This is a genomic window from Saccharothrix xinjiangensis (genome assembly GCF_039527585.1).
Lineage (GTDB): Bacteria > Actinomycetota > Actinomycetes > Mycobacteriales > Pseudonocardiaceae > Actinosynnema > Actinosynnema xinjiangensis.
This window is the reverse complement of the sequence record NZ_BAAAKE010000008.1, coordinates 39070-56158: the sequence shown is the minus strand read 5'-3', so window position 1 is coordinate 56158 and position 17089 is coordinate 39070. Positions and strand designations below refer to the sequence as shown.

Sequence of the window (17089 nt, the reverse complement as noted above, 5' to 3'; positions counted from 1 at the left end):
CTCAGATCGCGACGGCCGCGCGCGAGCGGGCGGACAGGACGACGGGTGCGGTGGGCGCGACGCGCGGGCGGTGGCGCAGCACGTCCTGGGCGATGGCGTCGGCGTCGGCGTGGAACCCGGTCATCGGGCCCGGCCTGCCGTTGCCGATCTGGGTGAACCAGCGGGTGTTCTCGGTCGGGATGCCCAGCGCGTAGAGGTCGGGGTCGGGGTTGCCGAGCACGTCGACGACGTGGAACGGGCGGCGGGTGACCGCGATGCTCCCGGCCGGGAACCGCTCGCCGGTGGCCACGTCGGTGTTCACCATCTCGGTGATCAGGCCCTCGGCCAGCAGCTGGCCCACCAGCGGGTCGGCGTCCGCGGTCAGCTGCGGACGCGGGATGCGGGCGTCCACCAGCGTGGTGACCTCGCGCCGCGAGTCCCGCACCCGCGGCGAGCGCAGCACGAACGCGCCGGCGGCGTGGTCGGCCTCCACCTGGGTGCCGGGGCCGACGACGGTCAGCAGCCCGGCCCTGATCAGGGCGCACGCCTGCTCGACGCGCACGGCGGGCGGACCGGCCGACACCATCGTGTTGATCGGGTTGAACCAGGACAGGAAGGCCCGGTGCGACTCGGGCCGCAGCCCGGCGAAGTCGACGGCCTGGCGCACCACCGAGCGAGTGTCGCGCAGGATGTCCAGCGACGCCTTGAGCGGGTTGTCCACGTTGCCCTGGCGGGCCTCGGCGACGTCGGTGTCCAGCAGCTCCAGCAGCTCCTCGCGGAACTGCCCGGGGCTGTCGAACTCGCGGTCGCCGAACGGCCGGGCGAGCCGCTCCAGGTCCGGCGGCGGCACGTCGGCCAGCCCCCACGCCTCCAGCAGGCCCCGGCGGTCGGTGGAGGCCAGGTGGATGGCGGCGAACCGCTCGGCCGCCTCCTCGCTGAGCCGCCTGCGGACGTGCGCGGTGTAGTAGATGTGCTCGATCTCCAGCTGGAGCAGCGGCAGCACGTCGCGGACGAAGTCCAGCTGCGCCGACCCGGTGGCGCGCTGGGAGTTGCGGCGGGCTTCGAGGATCGCCTCGTCGGTGATGAACCGCGGCCGGTACCGGTAGGTGGGCTCCTTCTGGTTGCGGCCGCGGGCGAGCATCACCAGGCCGCTGCGGGAACCGGCGACCAGGTGCGGCTCGTCGCCGCTGGGCAGGTAGACCGTCCGGCCGCCCTCCTCGGCGAACCGGCCGCCGCGACCCACGGTCAGCGCGGCCATCACGTCGAAGAAGGTCAGGCCCAAGCCGATCACGCCCACCTGCTCGCCGGGCGCGATGTCGTCGAGCGGCATGTCGGCGGCGGAGTCGCCGCGCAGGTAGGTCAGCCCGGCGCGCTGCCGCGCGAAGGTCAGCAGCGCCTTCTCGGCCTCATCGGGCGTGGTGCGCGGGTGCCCGGTGGTGAGCACGACCTTGTCCACGGTGACGCTGGTGCCCGCCGAGCCGACGACCGTGGTGCGCCCGTCCTCCCGCCGCAGCCGCACCGCGGCCTCCGGCACGTGCCGGACGGTCACCCCGAGGGGCGCGTTCGCCACCATCGCGTCGAACGCCGACCGCAGGTACTCGCCGTAGACCGAGCGCGGGCCGTAGTCGTTGGGCCCGATGCCCGACCACCGCGGGTTCCCTTCGAGCCACTCGGCGAACGACGGTCCGTGCCCGGCCCGGGTCGGGCCGCCGTCCGGGCCGGCGGAGAACACGCTCACCTCGCCGGCCGGGGTGTTCATCAGGAACCACTCGGGCTGGGAGGTCCGCCAGATCCGCCCGGCGCCGGGCTCGCCCGGCTCGAACAGGTGGATGCGCGTCCGCCCGTTCCGCGGTTCCCGCCGCAACCGCTCCAGCAGTCGTTCCACAACCGAAAGTCCGCGTGGTCCGGCGCCGACGATCGCCACGTCGACATCCGGATCCAGGACAGCGTCAACCACGGTGTTCCTCTCTCAAGAATGTCCTGTGAATTCTTCCCCCGCATTCCCTTTTTCGGTGGGGGGCGATTCGCTCTGGCATGAACCTATTGCGGGCCCCAGGGTGGCGACAAGGGCTTCGCCGGGCAAGATCACCGATGGCTGTATCGAAGACTCAGATGACCCCCCGGGCGGACATAGGCCCTGGTCGGGGGTCTGCCGAGGTGGCGAGGAGTGCGGAGAGTGCCCGGTCGGGCGGCACTGTTGGGCCGGTGGTGTGTGAACCGGCCGGGCCCGCGCCGGACCGGCCGTTCCTGGATCGGTGCACGGGTGCGCGGAGCGCGCACGATCGGCTTTCAAACCCGGGAACCGGGTGAAGCGGCGGGATGCGCCGCCGGGACGCTCGTGTCGCGTCCCGGCGGTGGTGGCCCGCGGGTCAGGCGCGCCAGGCGGTGCCGCGCCGTGGGCGCCCTACCCCGAACCGGACCTCCACGCGTCCGTCGAGGCCTACCGCAAGGCGGACCGGGCGGGGGCGAAGGCCGGCGCGCCGGGCTGGATCCGGGTCGCCTACTTCGCCCGCAGCGCCGAGCACGCGACCGCCGCCGCGCAACGGTTGGGCGAGGTGCTGGCGGCGAACCCCGACGACCCGGAGGTGCTGCTCCTCACGGGCTACCTGGCCCACCAGGGCTACGGCCGCCCGGTCCGGGCGGCCGAGCTGGGCAGCACCCGGGCCATGGCCAACCCGGGCGGCATGCACGCGACCGGCCGGGGCGTGGAAGCCGACGCCGCGACCGCGCTCGACTGGTACGCCAAGGCCGCCGAGGCAGGTCACGCCAAGGCCGCGTACACCGCCGGTGTGATGCTCCTGACCGGCGACGACGGCCTCGCGGTGGACGAAGAACGGGCGGAGCGCTTCCTCGAACTCGCCGAGGAACTGGGGTTCGACGTGGACGGCGCACTCGAAACCATGGGCCTGTCCCGCCGGGAACCGGCCTCCTGATCACCATGGCGAAGGGCGCCGGAGGTGGTGCCCCTTGCCACGGCACCCGCTCGGGCGAAGGCGGTCCAGCGGAGGTTCAGGGGTTTAGGAGCCTGTTGGGCGCTTTCCGCACAGCTGGTCCTAGTGGTGGCCGATCCGCACCGGGCCGTGCCGATCTGGGCCGGCCCACTGTCCTGGAGGCGTCATGACCACCCCGCAGACCACCGCCCTGCCGGCTGTTCCGGAGGGCGCGGCCGGACCGCCGAGGAGGCCTCGCTGCGCCCGTTCCGATGGCAGCCGCACGACCACCAACGCCACGTCGTCGCCGAAGACGCCCTCGCCTACCGGCACACCACCACCCTGTGGCGGAAAAGCACTGACCATTCCAGGCAGGCCGGCGTTCATCGCCGGCAGCCTGGTCGCCCTGGAGCCGCTCACGTTCCACTACCTCTTCGAGGTAGTGGAACGTCCCGGCGAGAAGCAGGGGTCGGTGCGGCGGTCGCCTCTCGGCGAGTGGCACGACGCGGCTCCAGCCGAACGGTGTTCCGCGAAGGCGTTGTAGGTGAGGCCCGGGGGACACGGACCGCACCGACCGCCTCGTACAACGGCGCACCCGTGCCCGGTGTTCCCGGTCGGATGTGGTCCGTGCCTCGCCGGGCTCGGCGGTGGCCGGCACGGACAGGCAGCCGGCCCGAATCGGGTGAACCCCGGCGCTACGCTGTGGTCGTCGTCGACTCAGGGGGAGTCCCGACCCGGGGGAGCCTTGTCCGAGAACGTCACTTTCGCCAACGCCGGGGTGGTGTTGGCCGGTTCGCTGACCACGCCCGACCACGGCGCGGCGTCGGCGGGTCGTCCGGTGACTGGCTTGACGCGACGCTGGACGACCTGGCGTCCGACGCGGCCGCCGCGCTGGACTTCCTGCGCGCGCCCGGAGGTGCGGGGCGAGGCCGCCGGGTTGTTCGGGCACAGCGAAGGCGGCTGGGTCGTCCTGCGCGCCGCCACCTTGCGGGACGACGTGCCGTGGGTCGTCACCAACAGCGGTCCCGGCGTGACGCCCGCCGTGCAGGACCGCTACTCGCTGGCCACCACCCTGCGGCGGACCGGGGGGATCACCGACGACGAGGTCGACGCCGCGCTGGCCGCCTACGACCCCGTCCCGGACGCGGTGCGCCTGCGCTGCCCGCACCTGGCGGTCTTCGGCGCCGACGACGAGGTGGTCCCGGTCGCGGACAGCGTCCACCTGTTCACCGCCGCCGCGACCGCCGGGCGACGCTGACCGTCGAGGTGTTCCCCGGCGCCGACCACCGCGTCCGGACCGACGGCGGCGCCCGCTTGGCTCCCGGCTACCTCGACGCCCTGACGCGGTGGATCACCGGCCGGACCGGCGACCGAGGCGCGTGAACCCGGTCGTCGCGGGTCCGCCGCGTCACCGGACCCCGACCAGCTCCTAGGTCGACTGGCTGGGACGGCGGTGCAGCAGGCCGAACTTCGCCCACATCGCCTCGGCCGCCTCGATGGAGGCGGCCGTGCGCGCGGGGTCGACGGCGGCCAGTTGGGCGACCACGGCCTGGGCGACGGCCATGCCCGCGGTGAGCGACGGGAAGAACGCGACGCCCTCCGCGGGCACCATGAGCATGGTCTCGGCCGCGGCGGCGAGGGCGGGGCTGGCGGCGTCGGTCACCGCGAACACCCGCGCGCCGCGCGAGCGGGCCTCGTGCGCGGCCAGGACGGTGCTCTCGTACAGCCGCCAGAAGCTGATCGCGATGAGCACGTCGTCGGGGCCGGTGGACGCGATGGCGTTGGCCAGGTCGGCGTCGTTCGCGGCCACGGCCACCACGTCGTAACCGGCCAGTCGCGCGTTGTGCGCGAACGCGATGCCCACCGCCGCGTAGCTGCCCGCCGCGATCACGGTCGTGCGGCGGGCCCGTGCGACGGCGTGCGCGATGGTGACCACCGCGGTCTCGTCGAGCCGCCGGTGCAGCAGCGCGAGGCCGTCGAGGTCGCGGCGCAGGGACGCCGACCCGGGTGAGCCGACGCCGTGGTGCTCGGCGGCCACCTGCGGCGCGCTGAGCGAGGACAGGTACCGGGCGCGCAGCTCCTGCTGCAACGCGGGCCACCCGGCGAAGCCGAGGGCCTGAGCGGTGCGCGTCACCGTCGCCACGTTCACGCCCGCGAGCTGCGCCAACTCGGCCGTCGACCCGAAGGCCGCGCGCCTGGGCTGGGACAGCAGCACCTCCAGCAGGGCGGCGGCCTTCGGTCGCAGGCCGCGTTCGGGCACGCGCCCGCGCAGCCACTCCTCGAACCCGTCGGCGGTGGCGCTGTCCGTCATGTCGGCCTCCCCAGCACGGCGGACACGGTACGCGGTCGCATCAGCACAAAGCTGCAATGGCTATTGCACTTTCACAAAACTGCACTATACGTTGCTTGCCATCCACTCGCTGGTCACCACCTCGAAGGGCGCTCCATGACGTTGTTGGCTCGCTTGGACCGGCTCCCGCTGAGCCGGCCGCACTACGGCCTCCTGCTGATCGGCGGGCTCGGCTACACCTTCGACGGCATGGACTCGGCCGTCGTCGCGTTCCTGCTGCCCAGCGCCCAGCAGGTCTGGGGCCTGGACAACGGGCAGCTCGGGCTCATCGGGTCCGCGACGCCGTTCGGCTTCCTGTTCGGCGCGGCCATCGCGGGCCTGCTCGGCGACCGCATCGGCCGCAAGAAGGTCATGATGTGCGCGCTGGCCTTCTACGCGGTGTTCTCCGTGGTGGCGGCCTTCTCGCCCAACTACGAGACGTTCCTCGTCGCCCGCGTCCTGGCCGGCGCGGGAGCGGGCGCGGAGAGCGCCATCATCGCGCCCTTCCTGTCCGAGTTCGTCCCGGCCAAGCGGCGCGGCTGGTTCGTCGGCGCGCTGGCCGGGTTCTTCTCCTTCGGCTTCGTGATGGCGGCCCTCATCGGCCGGTTCGTCGTGCCGGTCTCCGAGGACGGCTGGCGCATCGCGCAGCTGATCACCGCGCTGCCGATCGTGATGCTGCTGTGGTGGCGGCGCTCCCTGCCCGAGTCGCCGCGGTTCCTGCTGCAACAGGGGCGGCACGCCGAGGCGGAGGCGGTGGTCGTCGACCTGGAGCGCAAGGTCGAGAAGGCCACCGGCGAGGAGCTGCCGCCGGTGCCCGCGACGACGGCCCGGCCGGTCACCGAGACGCCGAAGGTCACCTTCGGCCGCGCGCTGAAGTTCATGTGGAGCCCGGCGATGGCCAGGCGCACCGCCGTGATCTGGCTGGTCTGGTTCGTCATCACCTTCTCCTACTACGGCTTCTTCTCCTGGATCCCCACGCTGCTGATCCAGCAGGGCATCACGGTGACCAAGAGCTTCGAGTTCTCGATCATCATCTACCTGGCGCAGATCCCCGGTTACTTCTCCGCCGCGTGGCTGTCGGAGAAGCTGGACCGCAAGAACACCATCGCGATCTACCTGACGGGCTCGGCGCTCAGCGCCTTCTGGCTGTCCCAGATGGACACCCCGCTGACCATCACCGTCGCGGGCGCGGTGCTCTCGTTCTTCCTCAACGGCACCTACGCGGGCGTCTACTCCTACACGCCCGAGGTGTTCCCGACCTGGATCAGGGCCACCGGCACCGGCCTGTCCAGCGCGTTCGGCCGGGTGGGCAGCATCCTCGCGCCCACCATCATCGGCCTGACCGCCGCGAGCCTCGGGTTCGCGGGCGTGTTCGGCATGACCACGGCGGTGCTCGTCGTCGGCGTGGTGTGCGTGGTGGTGTTCGGCCTGTCGACGGCCGGGCGCTCCCTGGAGGACCTGACCGAGCAGGGCGACCCCGCCGAGACCGCGAAGGAGATGGCGAAGTGACGGACCTGGCCGTGCTGGAGGAGAAGGTGCGGGACGCCGTGGGCGTGCGGCTGTTCACCGTGCTCGCGTGGGTGCCCGAGCGCCGGGCGCTGCGCCGCGTGCACAGCAGCCACCCCGACCGCTACCCCGTCGGCGGGGAGAAGACCGTGGAGGTCGCCGCCGCGTGGCTGGAGCGCTGCATCGAGGGCGGCGAGCCGTTCTTCGGCCGCGACGCCGCCGCGGTGCGGGAGGTCTTCGCCGACCACGAGCTGATCGAGGGCCTGGGCTGCGGCTCGATCGTCAACGTGCCGGTGGTGGACGAGCGGGACGGCCGGGTGCTCGGCGTGCTGAACATCCTCGACGCCGAGGGCGCCTACGACGACGGTTCCGTCGCCGCCGCGCAGGCCCTCGCCCCGCTCGCCGTGCCGGCGCTGCGCGAGGTCGCGGGAGGCGCCCGATGAGCCTGCTCGTGCGCGACGCGCTGGTCCTGGACCCGGCGAGCGGCGACTTCACCGAGGGCGACCTGCGCTGCGAGGACGGCCGGGTGGTCGAGGCGGGGCCGAACCTGGCCGCGCCCGGCGCCCGGGTGCTCGACGCCGGAGGGGCCGTGGTCGTGCCCGGCCTGGTCGACGCGCACGTCCACGTCACCGCCACCACCGCCGACCTCGGTGCGCTCACCTCGCTGTCGCCGTCCTACGTGGCGGCGCACAGCGCCCGCACCCTCGGTCAGATGCTCGACCGCGGGTTCACCACCGTCCGCGACGCCTCCGGCGCGGACTGGGGCCTGTCCCTGGCGCAGGCCGAGGGCGTGCTGCGCGGACCGCGCCTGCTGTTCTGCGGCAAGGCGCTGAGCCAGACCGGCGGGCACGGTGACGTGCGCGGCCCGGGCACGCGCGTGCACGACTCGCACCAGTGCTGCGCCGGGCTCGGCCGCATCGCCGACGGCGTGGACGAGGTCCGCACCGCGGCGCGTGACGAGCTGCGCAAGGGCGCCCACCACATCAAGGTGATGGCGGGCGGCGGCGTCAGCTCGCCGACCGACCGGATCGACTCCACCCAGTACTCGATGGACGAGTTGCGCGCGGCCGTGGAGGAAGCGGAGGCGGCCAACCGCTACGTCGCCGCGCACGCCTACACGGCACGGGCGATCAACCGGGCGCTGGAGGCCGGCGTGCGGTCGGTCGAGCACGGCAACCTGCTCGACGACAGCAGCGTCGAGCTGTTCCTCGCCCACGACGCGTTCCTGGTGCCGACCCTGGTCACCTACTGGGCGCTCAAGGAGGAGGGCCGCGAGTTCGGGCTGTCCGAGGCGAGCTGGCGCAAGGTCGACGAGGTGCTGACCGCGGGCATGGAGGGCCTGGACCGCGCCGCGCGCGGCGGCGTGCGGCTCGTCTACGGCAGCGACCTGCTCGGCGGGATGCAGCGGCACCAGGGCAACGAGTTCCGGCTGCGCCGGGAGGTCCAGGACGCCATCGACGTCATCCGCGCGGCCACCGTCAACGCGGCCGAGCTGCTGGGCCTGGCCGGAGAGGTCGGCACCCTGGCCGTCGGCGCGCACGCCGACCTGCTCGTCCTCGACGGCGACCCGCTGGACGACATCGGCGTGCTGGCCACCCCGGAGCGCATCCGCCACGTCGTGCAGGCGGGGGTCGTGCTCGACCGGTGAGACCCGGTGCGGACAGGTCTGCCGCGCCGCGACCTGTCCGCACCGCCCGCGCCGCTGCCGCCCGCCGGGCGCGGCGACGTGGACCGGGTCACCGCACGGTCGGCCGGCGCGCGGTGACCGGCAGCGCGGCGACGTAGGCGGACAGGACGCGCCCCGCGGCGAGCAGGGGTTCGGTGGAGCGCTGCGCGCGGGCCAGCAGGAAACCGCCTTCGAGCGCCGAGAGCAGCGCGTGCGCCACGGTGCCCGCGTCGTCCTCGGACAGCCCGCGGTTGACCAGGTAGCGGCTGCCCGCGCCCACCAGGGACGCCATCACCTCCGCGCCCACCTCGCGCAGCTCCGGCTCGGTGTCGGCGACCTCCGCGGTGACCGTGCCGACCGGGCACGGGGTGGCCCAGCCGGCGTCCGCCACGTCCTCGGCGGCGGACGCGAACGCCGCCTCGACCGCGGTGGCCAGGTCGGCGTGCCGGTCGAGGAGCGTCGGCAGCAGCTCCAGGTAGACGGCGCCGGTCTGGCGCAGCGCGGCGGCGGCGACCTCGCGCTTGCCGCCCTTGAAGTGGTGGTAGATCGAGCCGATGGGCGCCTCGGACGCCTTGGCCAACTGCTGGATCCCGGTCGCCGCGTAGCCCTGCACGCGCAGCAGTTCCGCCATCGCCCGCACGATTCGCTGGTCGGTTCGCACCTCCCCATGCTAGAACAGATGTTCTAGAGCGGCCGTTCCACGCAGGGTGCCGAGGCGGACCGGGCCGGACGGGAGGTCGATTCCTTGCGGTCGCCCCGCGGACTAGTGTCGCCACCTGCTCGCACCAGGTCCTGGGGGGACGATGACCGACGCCGCGCCGCTCACCACCGACACCGACCTCGTCCGCCGCTGGCTGCGCGGCTGGGTCGAGTGCCGCGGCTGGGGCCCGGTCGAGGAGGTCCGCGACGGCCTGAGCCTCCTGCCTCGGCAGGAGGGGCGGCACCGCGAGGTCGTCGCGCTGCACGACGGGCCCGACGCCCTGGCCGCGCTCGCGGCGGAGGTCCCGGGTGGCGCCGGACCGACCTGGCTCACCGTGCCGACCACCCGCCCGGACGAGGTCGAGCGGGCCCTGCGCGAGGCGGGGCTGACCGTGAGGGGCACCCGGGAACGGCTCATGACCCGGGACCTGCGCGCGCACCCCGTGCGGGGAGCCGCCGCGCCGTACCGGTGCGACACCGAGGTGGACGGCCCGGTGGTCCGGGTCCGGGTGCGGCACGAGTCGGGTGACCTCGCGGCGAGCGGGGCCGTGTCCGTGCTCGGCGGGGACGCCGTCGCCGACCGCGTCGAGACCGCCGTCGACCACCGCCGGCGCGGGTTGGGCAGCGTGGTCATGGGGGTGCTGGCGACCGAGGCCGTCGCGCGGGGCGCGACCACCGGCCTCCTCGTGGCCAGTCCCGAGGGCGAGCGCCTCTACTCCGCGCTGGGCTGGTCCGCCGGGCCGGCCGTGGTGATCGCTTCCGCCTGACGACTGCGGGTCCGCGACCGGTGCGGGGCGCGGGAGCGCGAGGCTCAGGTGTGCCGTCGCCGGGGTCGCCGGGGTTCGGGTGCGCGGGATGACCGGCGTTCGGGCGTGCGGGTTCCCCCGGGTTCAGGCGCGCGGGTTCGCCGGCCACCGGTGGCCGGCCGCGCCGAGGGCCGGCCCGCGGCGACCGAGGGTGTCCTCGATCCTGGCCAGCACCTCGGCGTCGTCCGGCGCGGCCTCCCACACGGCCTCGGGGTCGACCAGGTCGGCCCGTTCGCGCAGCAGCGAGGCCGTCATCTCGGCCTCCCGCTCCTGCGGGTCGGTGTAGCCGCCGCGCTGGAGCGTGGCCCGCACGACCGCGGGGTCCAGCTCGGGGAACAGCAGGCTCGCGCCCTCGTCGGTGAGGGTCTCGCGCCCCGGCTCACCGCGGTGCCCGCAGATCATGTGGGCCAGTTCGTGGGCGATGATGTGCTCCTGGTGGGAGCGGCTGGTGTCGGCCGGGTAGGCGACGATGTCGGTGTCGCTCGCGGCGATCCACAGGCCGTAGGCGGGCAGGTCGCCCGTCGCCACCGGCACGGTGACGATGGGTCGCCCGCGGCGCCGGCTCAGGTGCTCGCACAGCTCGGCGACGCCCCGGTGCGCGGGGAGGGCCAGCGCGGACAGGCGGGCCTCGCAGTCGCGGCGGAGCCGGCGTGCGGAGCGGTCGAAGAGCTTGGCCATGCCTCCATCTTCACTCCTCCAGCGGCGGGAGGCCTTGAGCTTTCCTGACCTGGTCCAGCACGACCCGGACGATGGCCAGGTTCTCCGCGCTGAGCCCCTCGGCCCGCAGGGCCACCGCGCGCACCCCGCTCTGGTCGAGCGCCCTGAGGGCCGCGAGCTGGCTGTTCACCCGCTCGGCGTACTCGTCGTCGAAGAAGTAGGCGGGTGAGATGCCGAAGAACTTCGCCAGCGCCGTCAGCAGCTCCGTCGACGGGTTGGTCCGCTTGCCGGTGCGCAGCGACGACAGGTAGGAGCCGCTCACCCGCAGGCTCGGGTTGATCACCTTGAGCTCGTCCGCGACCTCCTGGTTCGTCCAGGTCCGGCCCTTGGGGCGGACCGACTCGAACAGGCGGCGGAGTTGCTCGGTGAGCGGTCTGCCGCCTTCGTGCCCCATCGGCCCTCCCTCGTCGCGCGACCTCGGGGCACCATTCTAGGTTCGACTGCCAGTCGAATGAGGGAGATCGGTCTTCGACTGGTGGTTGACAGTTGCCAGGGGTGATGGGCAGCATTGGACTGGCAGTTGAATCGAGGATCGGTCAACTGGTGGTCGACAGGGGGTAAGACACATCATGGGCAACCGACTGAAGGTCGAGGTGCTCGGTCCGCTGGGGCTGAGCCTGGGCGGCGTGGACGCGGTCCCGAGCGCGCCCAAGGAGCGCCAGGTGCTGGCGGTGCTGCTGCTGAACGAATCCCGGGTGGTGCCGGTGTCCGCGCTCATCGACGAGCTGTGGGGCGACGAGCCGCCCAAGAGCGCGCTCACCACCGTCCAGACCTACATCGTCAACATCCGCAAGACGCTCGTCGAGCGCTGGGGCCTGCCCGTCGCCCGGGTCCGCGGCGAGCTGCTGACCACCGTGAGCACCGGCTACCGGTTCAACACCGACCACGCCGACCACGACCTGCGCGAGTACCGGCGGCTGGTCGCCGCCGGGCGGCAGGCCTTCCACGCGGGCGACGAGGAGGGCGGTGTCGAGCTGCTCCGGCGCGCGGAGGAGCTGCGCAGGGGACCGGTGCTGGTCGACGTCAAGCGCGGCAGGCACCTGGACACCGAGATCGCCGGGCTGGAGCAGGCCCACCTGACGGTCCAGGAGTCGCGGATCGAGGCGCAGCTGCGCCTCGGCGAGCACCGCGAGCTGCTCGGCGAGCTGTTCACGCTGACACCGCACCACCCGTACCACGAACACCTCCACGGCTACCTGATGCTCTCGCTGCACCGCTGCGGCCGGCGCAACCAGGCGCTGGAGGTGTTCCGCGGGCTGCGGGAGTCGATGGTGCGGGAGCTGGGGCTCGAACCGTCACCGTGGCTGCTGCGCCTCCAGCGCGACATCCTGCGGTCGGTCGAACCCGCCGACCCCGGGCTCAGCGCCGGCTGACGCAGCGGGTGCGGGCGCCGCGGTCCTCGCGGCGCCCGCACCCGCCGGGGGCGCCGGTTGGTTCAGGAGAAGTCGGCGGCGTGGTCCAGCGCCCACTGCTCGAACGTCCGCGCCGGGCGCCCGGTGACCAGCTCGACGGTGTTGATCACGGGCACGGGCACGCCGTCGTTGTCCGACAGGTAGCGGAGCAGCTGGTCGGTGAGCTCCCCGTTGCTCCACTGGTCGAGCGTCGCCCGGTACTCCGCCGGGGTCTGCTCGACGAACTCGACCTCGCGGCCGATGGCCTTGCCGATCAGCTCGACCTGGCGGCGCTGGGTCAGCGACTCCGGGCCGGTCATCAGGTGGGCGCGGCCCACGTGGCCCGGCTCGGTCAGCGCCCGGACCGCCACCTCGGCGATGTCGGCCTCGTGGATGGCGTCGTTGTGCGCCTCGGGGTACGCGGCCCGCACGACGCCCTCGGCGCGGATGGACCACGTCCACTGGAGCGCGTTCGTGGCGAACGTGGCCGGCCGCAGGAACGTCCACGGCAGACCGGAGTCGATCAGCGCCCGCTCGGCGGAGCGGTGCATCCGGGCCAGCGGGTTGCGATCCGGGTCGGCCGACGTGACCGGGCTGGCCGACAGCAGCACCACGTGCTCGACACCCGCTCTCCCCGCCTCGTCGAGGAAGCCGGCGATCCCCTTCGGCTCGGCGTACAGGAAGACCTTCGACACGCCCTCCAGCGCGGCGCGGAAGGTTTCGGGGCGGGTGAGGTCCGCCTCCACGAGTTCGACGCCGGCGGGCGCCCCGGTCGCGTCCGGTTGCCTGCTCGCGACCCTCGGCTCGTGCCCGTGCTCCAGCAGTCGGGCCACGACGGCGCGCGCCACGTGCCCGCGTCCTCCGGTTACCAGAATCGTCACCGCTGTCCCCTCGATCCCTCTCGCGCGGTGTGCCACCGCGACGTGTTCCCGCTCACCAGAAGAGTGGCTCGGGCGCCACCGGGAACACAGAGACCCGCTTGTCCTAGTACCCGCGGTACTACCTAGAACGGGTGACCCAAAATGGGTGATTCACTGAATGTGATCGGAAGAATGGTCCCGGGAGGGGCGCGGGGAACGGATCAGGAGCCGGTCGCCACCGTGTTCCGCAGGAAGCGCAGCGCATCTGCCGCCGGGGAACCCGGCGCGGCGGTGTAGAGCAACAAGCGCTGGTCCCTCTCCGGGACGAGGACGACTTCGCAGTCCAGTTCCAGCTCTCCCACCAGCGGGTGTTCGCTGCGCTTCCTCGTGCTGCGCTGCACCACGATCTCGTGATCGGCCCACAGCGACGCGAACTCCTCGCTCAGCAGGCACATCTCGTCGACGAACCCGCGCACGGCGGGGTCGTCGGCGTACCGCCCGCTGGCCCGCAGGTCGGCCACGCACTCGCGGGGGAACTGCCACCGGTCCGGGTCGGACATCCAGGTCGGGTCCTGGAGGAACAGCCAGCGCAGGGTGTTGCGCGACCGCTCCGGCATGGCGCCGAAGTCCCGCATCACCGCGGTCGCCATCCGGTTCCAGGCCAGGATGTCGTACTTGACGTCCACGACGATGGCGGGGATCTCCTCCAGCCGGTCCAGCAGCCGCAGGATGCCCTCGGGCACCAGCCGCGACACCGGCGTGCTCGCGGCCTGGACGGGCGCCGCGCCGACCAGCCGCAGCAGGTAGGTGCGCTCGTCGTCGGACAGCCGCAGCGCCCGCGCCAGCGAGTACAGGACCTGGGAGGAGGGGCGGGGGCCGCGGCCCTGCTCCAGCCGCACGTAGTAGTCGGCGCTGATGCCGGCCAACCGGGCGGCCTCCTCCCGGCGCAGGCCCGGCGTCCGCCGCCTGCCGGCGGTGTCGAGGCCGAGGTCGGCCGGGTTGACCCGCGAGCGCCTGCTGCGCAGGAAGGCTGCCAGTTCCGCCCTGTCCATCACCCCAGCATGCCCCACCTCGGACGCCCGGCGAGTCGGGAACCGCCGGGGGAGCGAGGAGTTCCACCGGCCGGGCGGCACGCACGGGCCGGGCGCTCGTGGAGGGCCGAACGGCTCTTCCGCGTGGGGCGCTCCGCACGCGCCGAGTGCCCCTGACACGCCGAACACCCCTCACTGGTCGGCGGGCCACACGTGCCGGGCGTAGTGCTCGCTGTTGCGCTCCGCCCCCAGCGCCGCGTGCGAGGTCGCGGCGTGCACGTCCCGCCACGCCCGCTCCAACGGGTCGGGCGCGGCCTGCGCCCTCGTCCCCGCCGCGCGGAACAGCCGCTCGACCGCGCCCAGGACCAGTTCGGCGGCCACGAACGAGTCCCGCGCGGTGCGGGCGGCCGGTCCGTCACCGGAGTCGGCGGCGGCCGCGGCGCGCTCCAGCAGCATCCCGGCCGCGTCCAGCTCGCCGGATGACCTGGCCAGGGCCGGTGCGGCGGACGCGCCGGCCGGCCGCTTCGCCGTCCACGACCGCAGGCCGCCCCGCGCGGCCCCCAGCGCGGTCGCGGCGAACAGCGGCGGGTGCCCGCCGAGCAGGGGCGGGCGCAGGAACGCGGGCGCGCCGGGGTCGTCGCTGCCCCGGAACACCGCCTCGGCGGGGAAGACGAGGTGGTCGGGGACGGTGACGCCGTCCAGGCGCAGCGAGTTGCTGCCGGTGCCGCGCATCCCGACGGTGAACCAGGTGTCGCGCACGGTCCAGCGGCGCCGGGGCACGGCGAAGAAGCACGAGTCGCTCCCCGAGCCGACCGGCGCGCGCACCAGCGCCCACTCGGCGAACTCGACGGCGCTGACGAACCGCCACTCGCCGTCGACCCGCCACCGGTCGCCGACCCGCTCGGCCCGTCCCGCCGGGGTCAGCCCGGTGGCGATCGGCACGTCGGGCCCGTCGCGCCACAGCTCGGCCCGCCCCGCCGCGGGCAGGAACCCGGCCATCCGGGCCGACGTGGCGAAGATCAGCCCGCACCACGACGCCGACGCGCACGCCTCGCCCACGGTGACCAGCGCCCTGAGCAGCTCGGTGAACGTGCCGCGCGCCGGCCCGCCCGGCGGCGACGCGAAGTGCCCGGCGAACCCCGCCCCGGCCAGCGCCGCGACCACCTCGGCCCGCAGCCGCCGGGCCCGGTCGGCGGCCGGCGCGTGGTCGGCGGCCAGCTCGGCCACCCCGGTCGCGGCGGCGGCCAGGGACGTCCCGGCGGCGGTGCCGAGGCCGGTCACGGGACCTCCCGCGCCCACTCCAGCAGCCGGCGCCGCGGCCGGCCGTCGACGAGGGCGACGCCGACCAGGGTGAGCCGGTCGCCGTCCAGCACCGCGTCGCGGACCTGCTCGGTGTCGACCCAGGCGGGGTTCGGGGTGATCCCGACCGAGTGCAGGACCCGGTCCCCGTCGACGCGCCAGCCGCCCGCGTACCCCATGTAGCGCGTCCCGCCGGGGTCGGCGCCGTCGCCGCGCATCATGTTCACCGAGACGTGCCCGTCGGCGGTGTAGACGAGCAGCCCGCGCGGCTCGGCGCCCAGCGGGCCGGTGGAGCGGTCGCCCCGGTCGTCCAGGTCGTGGAAGGCCACCAGCCGCCACGTGCCGACGAGCGCGGCGGCGGTCAACGCCGCACCGGTCCTCACCTCGTCACCGGAGGCGGGCCGAACCACCTGGTCAGCGCCTGTTCCAGGGACTCCGGGGCGAACCGCTCCCCGGTGGGCAGGACCCAGGCCACCACCCCGTCCGGGCGCAGCGCCACCGCGTCCACCCCGTCCGGGCCGGTCGCCGCGGCCACCGCGTGGACGCGGGGCGACCAGGGCGCCGCGGTCTTGAGCACCTCGGCGTCGCCCACCAGGTCGAGCACCGCGCCGCCGCCCTCGGGGAAGACCTCCCCGCCCGACGCGGGCAGCGTGCCCACCAGCGGGTGGTCCTCGCCCAGGTCGTGGCGGACGTCGAAGCCCGCCAGCAGGTCCACCACGTGCCTCCTGACCTGCTCCAGGTCCAGCAGCCGGTCGAACAGCCCGCGCAGCGCCGCGCTCTGCGGGTCCGGGCGCATCAGCGCGGTCTGCGCGCGGGTGTTCTCCAGCAGGGCGGCCCCGACGGGGTGGCGCTCGGCGGAGTAGGTGTCCAGCAGCCCCGGCGGCGCCCAGCCCCGCGCGGTCGCGGCCAGCTTCCAGCCCAGGTTGACCGCGTCGGTGAGGCCGACGTTGAGGCCCTGCCCGCCGAACGGGGCGTGCACGTGCGCGGCGTCGCCGGCCACCAGGACCCGGCCCCGGCGGTACCCGGTCACCTGGCACGCCCGGTCGGCGAACCGGCCGCCGGCGCTCATCCCGGCCACCCGCACGTCCAGGCCGCTGACCCGGCGCAACGCCTCCTCCAGCTCGGCCGCGGTGAACGGGCCGGCGCCCGGGTCGGGCGGGCCGTCGAACTCGACCGAGGCCACCCGGTTGACGCCCAGGCCGTAGACCACGAGCCCGCGCGGCGTGTGGTGGAAGCCGTGGGGCAGCCGGTCGTCGCCCGCCAGCTCCACCACGCCCTGCCTGCCGGTGACGGTGGCCCCGGTGCCGGGGAACCCGAAACCGGCCAGCTCGCGCACCGCGCTGTTCGCCCCGTCGCAGCCCACCAGGTACCGGCCGCGCACCCGCGCCCGGCCCGCGGGCGTCCGCGCGGTCACCACGACGCCGTCCCCGTCCTGGTCGAGGTCGACGACCTCGTGCCCGCGACGCAGCTCCACGCCCAGGTCGGCGGTGTGGCGCAGCAGGACGTCCACCAGGGCGGGCTGCTCGACCCGCACCCGCCTGCGCGGGCCGGGCCCGCCGGGCAGGTCGAGCTTCTCCAGGCCCGCGAAGTGCTCCTTCGGCACCGCGTGCGCCGGGTCCGCCCCGGTCTCCTCCGCCATCCGCAGGTAGCGCTCCAGCGTCTCCCGCTCGGCGGCCAGCACCCGCTCGCCGAGGCCGCGCCGGACCAGGGCCTCCACGGCGAGCGGCCCGATGGACCCCGCCTTGGTCATCGGATCCGGCTCCGCCAGGCGCTCCAGCACCACGACGGTCGCCCCGGCCGTGCGCAACTCGCCCGCCAGCATCAGGCCGACCGGTCCGGCGCCCGCCACCACCACGTCGAAATCGTCCACCGCGAC

The 17089-nt window shown here is 74.3% G+C and carries 17 protein-coding genes; 7 read left to right on the top strand and 10 right to left on the bottom strand.

The features are described from left to right. Position 1: 1 nt before the first annotated feature. A complete protein-coding gene (locus tag ABD223_RS18880) occupies positions 2-1903 on the bottom strand; it encodes an FAD/NAD(P)-binding protein (RefSeq protein WP_344037808.1) in 1902 nt (633 codons plus the stop codon). A 433-nt stretch (positions 1904-2336) separates the two neighbouring features. Between ABD223_RS18880 and ABD223_RS18875 the strand changes: the two genes are divergently transcribed. Together ABD223_RS18875 and ABD223_RS18870 are read left to right on the top strand one after the other, a co-directional pair. After that, entirely contained in the window at positions 2337-2912 is a 576-nt protein-coding gene (locus ABD223_RS18875; protein ID WP_344037602.1) for an SEL1-like repeat protein, read from the top strand. A gap of 742 nt (positions 2913-3654) precedes the next feature. Then, on the top strand, positions 3655-4167 hold the full coding sequence (locus ABD223_RS18870; protein ID WP_344037601.1) for an alpha/beta hydrolase family protein: 513 nt from the start codon (positions 3655-3657) through the stop codon (positions 4165-4167). Between the two features lie 171 nt (positions 4168-4338). Here the strand turns inward: ABD223_RS18870 and ABD223_RS18865 are convergent, their stop codons facing one another. Then, positions 4339-5220: a MurR/RpiR family transcriptional regulator gene (locus tag ABD223_RS18865; RefSeq protein ID WP_344037600.1), complete on the bottom strand. Its 882-nt coding sequence runs from the start codon at positions 5218-5220 to the stop codon at positions 4339-4341. A 135-nt stretch (positions 5221-5355) separates the two neighbouring features. Here ABD223_RS18865 and ABD223_RS18860 point away from each other — a divergent pair, with 135 nt between their 5' ends. The 3 genes from ABD223_RS18860 to ABD223_RS18850 are packed head-to-tail and all read left to right on the top strand — an operon-like array spanning position 5356 to position 8392. After that, positions 5356-6747 carry an MFS transporter gene (locus ABD223_RS18860; RefSeq protein ID WP_344037599.1) on the top strand — a complete coding sequence of 464 codons (1392 nt, stop codon included), beginning with the start codon at positions 5356-5358 and terminating at the stop codon, positions 6745-6747. Beyond that, the gene (locus ABD223_RS18855) at positions 6744-7187 is read left to right on the top strand and encodes a GAF domain-containing protein (protein ID WP_344037598.1); all 444 of its coding nucleotides are present in this window, start codon (positions 6744-6746) and stop codon (positions 7185-7187) included. Before ABD223_RS18860 ends, ABD223_RS18855 begins: the two co-directional genes overlap by 4 nt. Then, the gene (locus tag ABD223_RS18850; protein ID WP_344037597.1) at positions 7184-8392 is read left to right on the top strand and encodes a metal-dependent hydrolase family protein; all 1209 of its coding nucleotides are present in this window, start codon (positions 7184-7186) and stop codon (positions 8390-8392) included. Before ABD223_RS18855 ends, ABD223_RS18850 begins: the two co-directional genes overlap by 4 nt. An 88-nt stretch (positions 8393-8480) precedes the next feature. Here the strand turns inward: ABD223_RS18850 and ABD223_RS18845 are convergent, their stop codons facing one another. Beyond that, positions 8481-9071, bottom strand: coding sequence for a TetR/AcrR family transcriptional regulator (locus ABD223_RS18845; protein WP_344037596.1), 591 nt, complete (start codon positions 9069-9071; stop codon positions 8481-8483). Between the two features lie 142 nt (positions 9072-9213). On the opposite strand from ABD223_RS18845, the gene ABD223_RS18840 reads away from it, so the two are divergent. Then, positions 9214-9876 (top strand): GNAT family N-acetyltransferase, encoded by a 663-nt coding sequence (locus ABD223_RS18840; protein WP_344037595.1) that lies wholly within the window; start codon positions 9214-9216, stop codon positions 9874-9876. Positions 9877-9999: 123 nt separating this feature from the next. Here ABD223_RS18840 and ABD223_RS18835 read toward each other — a convergent pair whose 3' ends face one another. Both ABD223_RS18835 and ABD223_RS18830 read right to left on the bottom strand, forming a co-directional pair. Beyond that, the gene (locus ABD223_RS18835) at positions 10000-10593 is read right to left on the bottom strand and encodes a toxin (protein ID WP_344037594.1); all 594 of its coding nucleotides are present in this window, start codon (positions 10591-10593) and stop codon (positions 10000-10002) included. Positions 10594-10603: 10 nt separating this feature from the next. Continuing rightward, positions 10604-11026 carry a helix-turn-helix domain-containing protein gene (locus ABD223_RS18830; protein ID WP_344037593.1) on the bottom strand — a complete coding sequence of 141 codons (423 nt, stop codon included), beginning with the start codon at positions 11024-11026 and terminating at the stop codon, positions 10604-10606. 175 nt (positions 11027-11201) lie between these two features. Between ABD223_RS18830 and ABD223_RS18825 the strand changes: the two genes are divergently transcribed. After that, complete coding sequence (locus ABD223_RS18825) at positions 11202-12005, top strand: AfsR/SARP family transcriptional regulator (protein ID WP_344037591.1); 804 nt, start codon at positions 11202-11204, stop codon at positions 12003-12005. Between the two features lie 62 nt (positions 12006-12067). Here the strand turns inward: ABD223_RS18825 and ABD223_RS18820 are convergent, their stop codons facing one another. The 5 genes from ABD223_RS18820 to ABD223_RS18800 all read right to left on the bottom strand — a co-directional run bounded on the left by ABD223_RS18820 (position 12068) and on the right by ABD223_RS18800 (position 17083). Then, positions 12068-12904, bottom strand: a complete 837-nt coding sequence (locus tag ABD223_RS18820; RefSeq protein ID WP_344037590.1) for an NAD(P)H-binding protein — start codon at positions 12902-12904, stop codon at positions 12068-12070. A gap of 200 nt (positions 12905-13104) precedes the next feature. After that, entirely contained in the window at positions 13105-13935 is an 831-nt protein-coding gene (locus ABD223_RS18815) for a helix-turn-helix transcriptional regulator (protein WP_344037589.1), read from the bottom strand. Positions 13936-14106: 171 nt separating this feature from the next. Further along, complete coding sequence (locus tag ABD223_RS18810) at positions 14107-15195, bottom strand: acyl-CoA dehydrogenase family protein (RefSeq protein ID WP_344037588.1); 1089 nt, start codon at positions 15193-15195, stop codon at positions 14107-14109. After that, on the bottom strand, positions 15192-15596 hold the full coding sequence (locus ABD223_RS18805) for a lipocalin-like domain-containing protein (RefSeq protein ID WP_344037587.1): 405 nt from the start codon (positions 15594-15596) through the stop codon (positions 15192-15194). Before ABD223_RS18805 ends, ABD223_RS18810 begins: the two co-directional genes overlap by 4 nt. Beyond that, positions 15593-17083, bottom strand: a complete 1491-nt coding sequence (locus ABD223_RS18800; RefSeq protein ID WP_344037586.1) for an FAD-dependent monooxygenase — start codon at positions 17081-17083, stop codon at positions 15593-15595. The genes ABD223_RS18805 and ABD223_RS18800 overlap by 4 nt, the downstream gene beginning before the upstream one ends. Positions 17084-17089 lie beyond the last annotated feature (6 nt).